Annotated in this window: 3 protein-coding genes; 1 reads left to right on the top strand and 2 read right to left on the bottom strand. The window is 46.1% G+C overall.

Features of this window, described 5'->3' with window-relative positions; all coding sequences use genetic code 11:
• Positions 1-429 precede the first annotated feature (429 nt).
• Together B3N33_RS11355 and B3N33_RS11350 are read right to left on the bottom strand one after the other, a co-directional pair.
• On the bottom strand, positions 430-969 hold the full coding sequence (locus tag B3N33_RS11355) for a flavodoxin family protein (protein ID WP_214079864.1): 540 nt from the start codon (positions 967-969) through the stop codon (positions 430-432).
• 127 nt (positions 970-1,096) lie between these two features.
• Complete coding sequence (locus B3N33_RS11350; RefSeq protein WP_214060031.1) at positions 1,097-1,609, bottom strand: hypothetical protein; 513 nt, start codon at positions 1,607-1,609, stop codon at positions 1,097-1,099.
• 241 nt (positions 1,610-1,850) lie between these two features.
• Between B3N33_RS11350 and B3N33_RS11345 the strand changes: the two genes are divergently transcribed.
• Positions 1,851-2,906: a GntR family transcriptional regulator gene (locus B3N33_RS11345; protein WP_349680397.1), complete on the top strand. Its 1,056-nt coding sequence runs from the start codon at positions 1,851-1,853 to the stop codon at positions 2,904-2,906.
• The last annotated feature ends 103 nt before the right edge of the window (positions 2,907-3,009 follow it).

Here is a 3,009-nt window from a genome sequence, read left to right as displayed (position 1 = left end):
CCCCCCCGCTCAAGCGGGGATTTAAGATCAAGAGCAGAAGAGCAGTTCACCCGAGACTAGGCGTCCAGGTTCTTCATTAGAAGCCGCGAGATGATGAGAGAGCAAGAGACGGATGAGCTTCATAGAAGATGGTGTGGGTAATGATGAGCGCTAAAACTGGGAATTAAGATCAAGGGAATAAGAGCGGTTCATCGTTCCGACGCTGGGCGTCCAGGTTCTTGGTCAAAAACCACGAGATGATGAGAGAGCAAGAGACGAGCTTCATAGAAGATGGTGTGGGTAATGATTGGAATAGAAAGGGGCACTATCTGAATGTGGCAGAGATTCGAATCTCATAATTCCCTTGGAGGGAATTCAACGCTATCTTCGACTCTGAAAGGACTCAAGCCAAATGGATTCTTTCAAAGTTCTACTGGTTCTGCATAGAGCTCAAAGGTCAAGACCAAGATTGTAGACCTTTTCAAGAGCCTCCGCTCTTTCATCTTCACTCAATTCGCTGCACATTCCGAAGCTCGCAAAAAACTCCATAGAAACAAAGTCGCAGATCTCTCTCATGCTCTTTTCGACAATCTCGGCTCCAGAATTAGGATCCTCACCACCGTAAGTCATGAGAAGAACAAACTTCTTTCCTTTGAAGGCCTTTTCGTAGTCGAGCGCGTACAATCTGTCGAGGAAAGTCTTCAACTGAGCACTCATGTTCCACCAGTAAATAGGCGTAGAGAAGACAATCACATCGGCTGCAACGACTTCTCCATAAAGATCAAGCATGTCGTCTTCAATTACGCAGGATTCGCCATCATTCTTGCATTTGTCGCAGCCCGCGCACGGTTCGATCCTCTTACCATGTAGAAAGACAGATTTCAGTTCCAGCTTATCATGTCCCTCTCTCATTCCCTTCATGAAATTATCCAGAACAAGCATAGTATTTCCCTTCAATCTTGGACTGCCCATAACAGAGAATACTCTCATAAGCGGACCACATCCTCTCAGTAGTTTTCATATCAGAAAAATCCTTCAGCCGGAGGAGCTCATTCTTCTCTGCGAACTCCTATTATTGTAGGAAGCAAGAGCACTAAGGAACAACATCGTTGAACAATTAGAAGTACAGATCAAATCCCAGGAGCACCGGCAGCGGCCAGAAGAACAACGAGTAATTCATTCTGTCTGTCATTTTGGTGACATCGATAATGCTCAGAGCCGGAGATATTTGAGGCTTTGCGAGCTTCAGTGTCGAGAAAGAGAAGGTAGATGAACCTCTTAGGCCCACGGCAATCATGAATCTTCTTTCAAAAAGATTGAAAGAGAGATTCTCGATTGCAGAAAAGAGTCTTCCGCTGATGCCTGCCTCAAAACTGTGATGAACGTTGTCATAGCTGTAGGAAACTGTGGGACCGGCGTACAACATAACTTGAGTAAAATCTATCGGGCCAATACTCCAGGGATTCGTTATCTTGAAACCGAAGTGATAATATCCCCTTGCCGAGTAGGTTTGAAGGATAAAGGGAAAGTATGCGATTGAAGCTCCGATATTGTTTGAGTTGAAAGTGTATCCATACGCAGAAACAGAAAGAACCACAACGATCAATACTACAAGCAGTAATTTCTTCATCATTTCCACCTCCCGATTGAAGTATATCATCTCGATCTTCTCGAAAAGAAGCTCTGGAAAGGGCCTTGCGGCTATTCTCACCGGCAGGTGTTCTCTTTTCTGTCAGAAGGGTCTGTTCTCCGTATAACCTTTGAAAGGCAAATATCGATCGAGGCTAGGTCTTTGCTAAGAAAACTTGACTCAACTAACATTGAAGTGTAAAATCCTATATGTACGTACATTCTAACTGGGGGCGATTGCCATCACTCCAAAGTACACTCTCATTGAACGTTACTTGCTCGAAGAACTCAAGTCCGGGAAATACTCCGTTGGGGATAAACTCCCCACAGAAAAGGAATTGATGAACAAGTTTAGTGCCAGCAGAGAAACAGTCCGAAAGGCTTTGGATCGGCTCTCTTTCAAGGCTGCGATAGTCAGAAGACCGGGCCTTGGAACCTTCGTCAGTTATGGAAGCGACAACCACCTTGTCGGCATTCTTGTGCAACAGATAACCAGCTACATATTTCCCTATATTGTTCTCGGAGCTGAAGATTATCTCTTCCGGAACGAATACAAGATGTTGTTAGGTAATTCTGCTGAAGATCCAGTGAAGGAGAGGCAGATTCTTTCAGAGTGGATCGAATCAGGAGTGAAGGGCTTGATAATCGACCCCGTCTACAGCGCGACTAAGAGGTCAAACAAGGATCTCGTACAGTCGATGGCCAAATCTGGAGTGAAGATCGTTCTCGTCCACAGTGACTGGAATATTGATAACGTAAGCTGCAATGTCCTCGATGACGCCTACGGAGGGGAAAAGGCATCGGAAATCTTCTTTGAATACGGTCACCAGAGAGTTGCTGTAATCTACAAGTCAACACATCTGCCTGGCGTCATAAGGGCCAAGAGCTTCGTCGACCGTTGCAAGCAGCTTGGATTCACAAAGATTTACGAGAAGTCCTTCAACGTCTCGGAATTCACTGGAGCGCCTATGCAGATAGCTCACGAACTCATGTCTCTCCCCGCTCAGCTGCGTCCGACAGCAGTATTCTGCTACAATGACGCGACCGCTCTTCAGCTTCAGTTAGTAGCCAAAAGACTGGCCTTGAATATACCCGAAGATATCTCCGTAATCGGATTCGATGACGGACCAATCGGGGATTTCAGAGAAGTCCTCACCACCTTCGCCCACCCTAAAGAAGAGGTAGGAAGGAAATCAGTCGAGATTCTTCTAGATATGCTAAATGGCTCCAATACTCACAGAGTTGTTCACAAACCAGAATTGATAGAGAGGAGCTCCGTAGCAAGAGTGAAGGAGTAGAAAAATTTACCGAGGTTGCGGATGGCGGGTTGGGGGTAGGAAAGAGCGGAATAATACGCAAGGCTGCCTTCGGCATGAAGTGAGGCTCGCTGGCGCGAGGAAG

This window comes from Mesotoga sp. UBA5825, from assembly GCF_002432955.1.
GTDB lineage: Bacteria > Thermotogota > Thermotogae > Petrotogales > Kosmotogaceae > Mesotoga.
The sequence above is the reverse complement of the archived record's forward strand: the minus strand, read 5'-3'. Positions and strand labels throughout refer to the sequence as shown.